Origin of the sequence: Streptomyces phytophilus, assembly GCF_013870535.1 — a bacterium.
In the GTDB taxonomy this organism is placed as follows: Bacteria; Actinomycetota; Actinomycetes; order Streptomycetales; family Streptomycetaceae; genus Streptomyces; species Streptomyces phytophilus.
The window spans coordinates 1-7250 of the sequence record NZ_JACBXC010000198.1; the positions used below are offsets into that span (position 1 = coordinate 1).

1 protein-coding gene and 1 pseudogene are annotated in these 7250 nt (G+C 73.3%); both read left to right on the plus strand.

All coding sequences use genetic code 11. The annotated features are described in order from the left end of the window. The coding region (locus H5J30_RS12270; RefSeq protein WP_181787467.1) for a type I polyketide synthase at positions 1–5394 on the plus strand (5394 nt) is incomplete at its 5' end. 58 nt (positions 5395–5452) lie between these two features. Further along, positions 5453–7250: pseudogene (locus tag H5J30_RS12275) on the plus strand (type I polyketide synthase); the annotation flags it as partial.

The window sequence follows — 7250 nt, forward strand, 5'->3', positions numbered from 1 at the left end:
CCCGTCGCGATCGTGGCGATGGCCTGCCGCTTCCCCGCCGGCATCCGCAGTCCGGAGGAGCTGTGGCGGCTGGTCGCCGAGGGCGGTGAGGTGCTGTCGGGCTTCCCCGAGAACCGCGGCTGGGACCTGGGCAGCCTCTTCGACGACGACCCGGACACGCGCGGCACCTCGTACGTCGACAAGGGGGCGTTCCTGCACGACGCGGGCGACTTCGACGCGGAGTTCTTCGGCATCTCACCGCGTGAGGCGCTGTCGATGGACCCGCAGCAGCGGCTGCTGCTGGAGACGTCGTGGGAGACGTTCGAACGGGCCGGCCTCGACCCGGCCTCGCTCCGGGGCTCGGCGGTCGGCGTCTTCACCGGCATCATCGGCCACGACTACACCGTGCCGCTCCGGCAGGCGCCCACGGACATCGAGGGCATGCGCCTCACGGGCACGGCGGGCAGCGTCGCCTCGGGGCGGGTGTCGTACACGCTGGGCCTTGAGGGCCCGGCGGTGACGGTGGACACGGCGTGCTCGTCGTCGCTGGTCGCGATGCACCTCGCGGCGCAGGCGCTCCGCAGCGGTGAGTGCTCGATGGCCTTGGCGAGCGGGTCCATGGTCATGTCGACGCCGGATACGTTCGTGGAGTTCTCCCGGCAGCGCGGGCTCGCACGGGACGGCCGCGTGAAGGCGTTCGCGGCGGGCTCGGACGGCACGGCGTGGGCGGAAGGCGTCGGCGTGCTGCTGCTGGAGCGGCTCTCGGAGGCGCGACGGCACGGACACCCCGTACTGGCGCTGGTGCGCGGCACGGCGGTCAACCAGGACGGCGCCTCCAACGGCCTCACCGCACCCAACGGCCCCTCCCAGCAGCGGGTCATCCGCGCCGCGCTGGCCAACGCCGGGCTCACTCCCGCCGACGTGGACGCGGTGGAGGCGCACGGCACCGGCACGACGCTGGGCGACCCCATCGAGGCGCAGGCACTGCTCGCCACGTACGGACAGCAGCGGCCCGGCGACGACCAACCGCTGTGGCTGGGCTCGCTGAAATCCAACCTCGGCCACGCCCAGGCCGCCGCCGGGGTGGCCAGTGTGATCAAGATGGTGCAGGCGCTGGCGCACGAGGAGTTGCCGAAGACCCTGCACGCCGACGAACCCACGACGAAGGTCGACTGGACCGAAGGCGCGGTCGAGCTGCTCACCGAGTCCCGCCCCTGGCCGCGCGGCGACCGGCCGCGCCGGGCAGGCGTGTCCTCCTTCGGCGTCAGCGGCACCAACGCACACGTCATCCTGGAACAGGCACCGGAGCCCGAGCCCGCCCCCGAGGCCGCGGCGACCGACGAGCCGGACGGGGTGGTGGCGTGGCCGATCTCCGGCCACACGCCGCAGGCGCTGGCCGGCCAGGCCGCCAGGCTCCACGCCCACGTGAGCGAGCACCCCGGGACCACCCCGGCCCAGGTCGCCCACGGCCTGCTCACGACGCGATCCGCATTCGACCACCGCGCGGTGGTCGTCGGCGGTGACCGCGGTGAACTGCTGGACGGACTCGCCGCGTTCGCCGACGGCCAGCCGTCGGCGCGGGTGGTCAGCGGCAGTGTGCGGCCGGGTGGGAAGACGGTGTTCGTCTTTCCCGGTCAGGGCGCGCAGTGGGCGGGGATGGCGGCGGACCTGATCGCGGCCGAGCCCGTCTTCGCCCAGGCGATCCGGGACTGCGAGGCGGCCCTGTCCGGCTACGCGGACGACTGGTCGCTCGGTGACGTACTGGCCGATCCGGAGGGCGCGCTGCTGGAGCGGGTGGATGTGGTCCAGCCCGCGCTGTTCGCGGTGATGGTGAGCCTGGCGCGGCTGTGGCAGCACCACGGCATCCGCCCGGATGCGGTCATCGGGCACTCGCAGGGCGAGATCGCCGCGGCGCACGTCGCCGGGGCGCTCACGCTGGAAGGTGCGGCGAAGGTCGTGTGCCTGCGCAGCCAGGCCATCCGCGCCTTGTCCGGCCAGGGAGCCATGGCCTCCGTCGCGCTCCCCCGCACGCAGGTCGCGGAGGAGATCGCCGCCTGGCAGGGGAAGTTGTCCGTGGCGGTGGTCAACAGCCCCACCGCCACGGTCGTCTCCGGCGACACCGACGCCGTGGCGGCCTATCTCGCCCGGTGCGAGGAGGCCGGGGTACGCAACCGGCTGCTGCCCGTCGACTACGCCTCCCACGGCCCCCACGTCACCGCGCTCCGCGACACGTTGCTGAGCACGCTGGCTGGACTGGAGCCGGGCCCGGCGGCCATCCCCTTCTACTCGACCGTCACCGGCGGGGTGTTCGACACCACCGGCCTCACCGCCGACTACTGGTACACCAACCTGCGCGAGTCCGTCCGCTTCCACGACACCCTCACGCAGCTGATCGCCGACGGCCACACCACGTACGTCGAAGCCAGCCCGCATCCGACCCTCACCACCGCCATCACGGACACGGCCACCGACACGGCCCTGACGGTCACCGGCACCCTCCGCCGGCACGAGCACTCCCCCACCCAACTCCGGCTCGCCCTGGCGCAGCTCCACACCCACGGCGCCCCCGTCGCCTGGCACCAGACCCCGACCGCCCCGGCCGGCCTCCCCACCTACGCCTTCCAGCACCAGACCTACTGGCCGAAGGCCGGCAACCGGCCGGGCGACCTCTCCCTGCTCGGTCTCACGGGCGCCGACCACCCGCTGGCGGGCGCCTGGGTCGGCCTCTCCGAGTCCGACGGGGTCGTGGGGACCGGCGTGCTCTCCCTGCGTACCCACCCGTGGCTCGCCGACCACGCCGTCAACGGCACGACCATCCTCCCCGCCACGGCCTTCGCCGAACTCGCCATCCGCGCGGGCGACGAAACCCGCACCCCCACCCTCGACGAACTCGTCATCGAAACGCCGCTCGCCCTCACCGACGGCCACGACAGCGTCCGCATCCAGGTCACCGTCGGCCCCGAGTACGAGGAGGGCAGGCGCGCCGTCACCATCCACTCCGCCGCGTACGCGGACTCCACCGCCCCCTGGACGCGCCACGCCACCGGCACCCTCACCCCCGCCACCACTCCCCCGCCCCCCGCGCACACCGCGTGGCCGCCCCCCGGCGCCCAGGCCGTCGACCTCACCGACTTCTACGACCGCCAGCTCGCCGCCGGCCTGGACTACGGCCCCGCCTTCCAAGGCGTCCGGCGCCTTTGGACCCACGAGGACGCGATCTACGCGGAAGTCGCCCTCCCCGACGACGTGGAACCCGAGGGCTACGCCCTCCACCCCGCACTCCTCGACGCCGCCCTCCACACCACCCGCGAACTCCCCGCCGCAGACAACGACGAGGTGACCCGACTCCCCTTCGCCTGGAGCCGGACGGCCATCCATGCGTCAGGCGCCTCCGCCCTCCGGGTCAGGGCGACCCGCTCGGGTGCCGACGGCCTGTCACTCGAACTCGCCGACACCACCGGCGCACCCGTGGCGACCATCGGCGAGCTGGCCATGCGCGCCGTGTCCCGCGACCGGTTCGACGCCGGGCGCACCGCCGGCCGCGATTCGCTGTTCCGGGTCGAGTGGGCCCCCGTCGCGCCGCCCCCCGCCGGAGCCGGCGGGCCGGACATCCCCGCGGTGGCCGACGCGGCGGCGCTCAGGGCCCTCGTCGCCTCCTCCGGTACGAGCGGATCCGTACCGGACCTCGTGCTGCTGGACCTCGCGACCGCCGATTCCGCGGAGGCGGCGGACAACGGTGGCCCCGAGCGCGTGCATGCGCTGACCGAACGGACCCTGGAGCTGCTTCAGGTGTGGGTGGGCGAGCCCGCCCTCAAGGACTCGCGTCTGGTCGTCGTGACCCACGGCGCCATGTCCGCCCCGTACGACCCCGCGCAGGCGGCCGTCTGGGGTCTGGTCCGTACGGCGCAGAACGAGCACCCGGACCGCATCACCCTCATCGACCTGGACGAGTATCCCGTCGCCCACGGCACCGTCCGCGGCCTGGTCGGCACCGGCGAACCGCAGCTCGCCATCCGCCGCAACACCCCTGAGGTGCCCCGCCTCACCCGCGCCTCCGTCTCCACCGAGCCGGGGAACCCTGCCCCCGACCCCGAGGGCACGGTTCTGATCACGGGCGGTACGGGCACGCTGGCCCGGCTGACCGCGCGTCACCTCGTGTCCCACCACGACGTCCGCCACCTTCTGCTGGTCAGCCGCCGGGGTCCGGACGCCGAAGGCGCCGACGACCTCGCCACCGAACTCACCGACCTCGGCGCACAGGTACGCATCGAAGCCTGCGACGTGACCGACTCCACCGCCGTCGCCGCACTCCTGACATCCATCCCCGACAACCACCCCCTCACCGGGATCATCCACACCGCCGGCGCCCTGGACGACGCCGTGATCGATTCACTCACCCCCCAACGCCTCCACGCGGTCCTGCGCCCCAAAGCAGACGCCGCCTGGCACCTCCACCACCACACCCGCCACCACAACCTCGCCTTCTTCCTCCTCTACTCCTCCGCCGCAGGCACCCTCGGCAACCCCGGACAAGCCAACTACGCAGCCGCCAACACCTACCTCGACGCCCTCGCCCACCACCGCCACACCCAAGGACTCCCCGCCACCTCACTCGCCTGGGGTTACTGGGCCGAAACCAGCGCCATGACCGCCCACCTGGACGACACCGCCCACCAGCGCAACAAGCGCGACGGCATGCTCGGACTCACCGAACACACCGGCATGGCGCTCCTGGACGCCGCGCTCCTCTCCGAGCATCCCGTCCTCGTCCCGGCCAGGCTCGACCTGCCCGCGCTACGCGCCCGGCAGTCGGCCAACGGCCAGGTGTCCCCGCTCCTCCGCGCGCTGATCCCGCCCGCGCGCCGGGCCGCCCGCTCGGCCACACCCTCGCGCAGCTCCCTCGTGGACGAGCTGGCCGGGCGGCCCGCGGACGAGCGCTCGAAACTGCTCACCGACCTCGTCCTCGGCCACGTCTCCGCCGTCCTCGGCACGGCCAACGGCAGCTCGATCGACGCCGGACGGGCGTTCAAGGAGGCGGGCTTCGACTCGCTCACCTCCGTCGAGCTGCGCAACCGGCTCACCGAGGCCACCGGCGTCCGGCTCCCGGCCACCCTCGTCTTCGACCACCCGACGCCCGCCGCCCTGGTCCGTCTGCTGGAGGACGAACTGGTCGTACCGGACGGCGGCGCGCCGCTGCCCGTCCTCGCGGAGCTCGACCGGCTCGAACAGGCCCTCGCCGGCTCCGCGGGCGCCGACGAGTCCGTACGGCAGCAGGTCACGCAGCGGCTGCGCAAGCTCAGCGCGCACTGGGACGAGCTGCGCACCGCGTCCGGAACCGACGACGCGCCCGACCTCGACGCCATCACGGACGACGAGATGTTCTCCCTCCTCGACAACGAACTCGGTCAGTCCTGACGCGGCCGGCGGCGACAAGAGACGAAAGGACGAGCTGAGCATGGCGAGCGACAACCGCGAGGAAAAGCTCCGCGACTACCTGAAGCGCGCGGTCGCCGACCTCCACAAGGCCAACGCCCGCCTCCGCGAGATCGAGGCGGAGAAGTCGGAGCCGGTGGCGGTGGTGGCGATGGGATGCCGGCTGCCGGGCGGGGTGGCCACGCCGGAGGACCTGTGGCACCTGGTCGACGCGGGCGCCGACGCCATCACGCCGTTCCCCCGGAACCGCGGCTGGCACCTGGACGGCCTCTTCCACGACGACCCGGACCACCCCGGCACGTCGTACGTGCGCCACGGCGGCTTCCTGCACGACGCCGGCGACTTCGACGCCGCGTTCTTCGGCATCTCCCCGCGGGAAGCGCTCGCGATGAACCCGCAGCAGCGGCTGCTGCTGGAGACGTCGTGGGAGACGTTCGAACGCGCGGGCATCGACCCGACGTCGCTCCAGGGCTCGGCCATCGGCGTCTTCACCGGCGTCATGCTGCACGACTACGCCCTCGCGGGCAGGCGCGTCCCCGCCTCGGTGGAGGGGATGCTGAGCATCGGCAACTCCGGCAGTGCCGCGTCGGGACGCGTCTCCTACACGCTGGGTCTTGAGGGCCCGGCGGTGACGGTGGAGACCGCGTGTTCGTCGTCGCTGGTGGCGGTGCATCTGGCGGTGCAGGCGCTGCGGAGCGGCGAGTGCACGATGGCGCTGGCGGGCGGTGCGGCGGTGATGGCCACGCCGGACACGTTCGTGGAGTTCTCCCGGCAGCGCGGGCTGGCACCGGACGGCCGGATCAAGGCGTTCGGTGACGGCGCGGACGGCACGGCGTGGGCGGAAGGCGCCGGTGTCCTGCTGCTGGAGCGGCTCTCGGAGGCGCGACGGCACGGACACCCCGTACTGGCACTGGTGCGCGGCACGGCGGTCAACCAGGACGGCGCCTCCAACGGCCTCACCGCACCCAACGGCCCCTCCCAGCAACGCGTGATCCGTACCGCGCTGGCCAACGCCGGGCTCACTCCCGCCGACGTCGACGCCGTCGAGGCCCACGGCACCGGCACGACGCTGGGCGACCCGATCGAGGCGCAGGCACTGCTCGCCACGTACGGGCAGCAGCGGCCCGGCGACGACCAGCCGCTGTGGCTGGGCTCGCTGAAATCCAACCTCGGCCACGCCCAGGCCGCCGCCGGAGTGGCGGGGATCATCAAGATGATCCAGGCGATGGCGCACGAGCGGCTGCCGAAAACCCTGCACGCCGACGAGCCGACGACGAAGGTCGACTGGACCGAAGGCGCGGTCGAGTTGCTCACCGAGTCCCGCCCCTGGCCGCGCGGCGACCGGCCGCGCCGGGCAGGCGTGTCCTCCTTCGGCGTCAGCGGCACCAACGCACACATCGTCCTGGAACAGGCACCGGCCGAGGCCCCGGAGGAGTCACCGGCCGACAGCGCGCCTACCGACGGCCCGCTCACGTGGTCGCTTTCCGCGAAGACCGACCAGGCGCTACGAGCCCAGGCCGAACGCCTCGACGCGCATCTGGACGCCCACCCGGACCTTTCGCCGAACGACGTGGCGTACTCGCTGGAACACGGCCGGGCGTGGCTGGACCACCGTGCCGTGGTCGTCGCCGAGGACCGCGAGGAGGCCCAGGCCGGGCTACGGGCCCTGGCCCGCGGCGAGGAACACCCCGGTGTCGTCACCGGCACCGCCGCTGGTCGTGAAGCGGACGGCGGGGGGAAGTTGGCGGTGTTGTTCTCCGGCCAGGGCGCGCAACGCCCCGGCATGGGCCGCCAGCTCTACGACACCTATCCGGTCTTCGCCGCCGCGCTGGACGAGA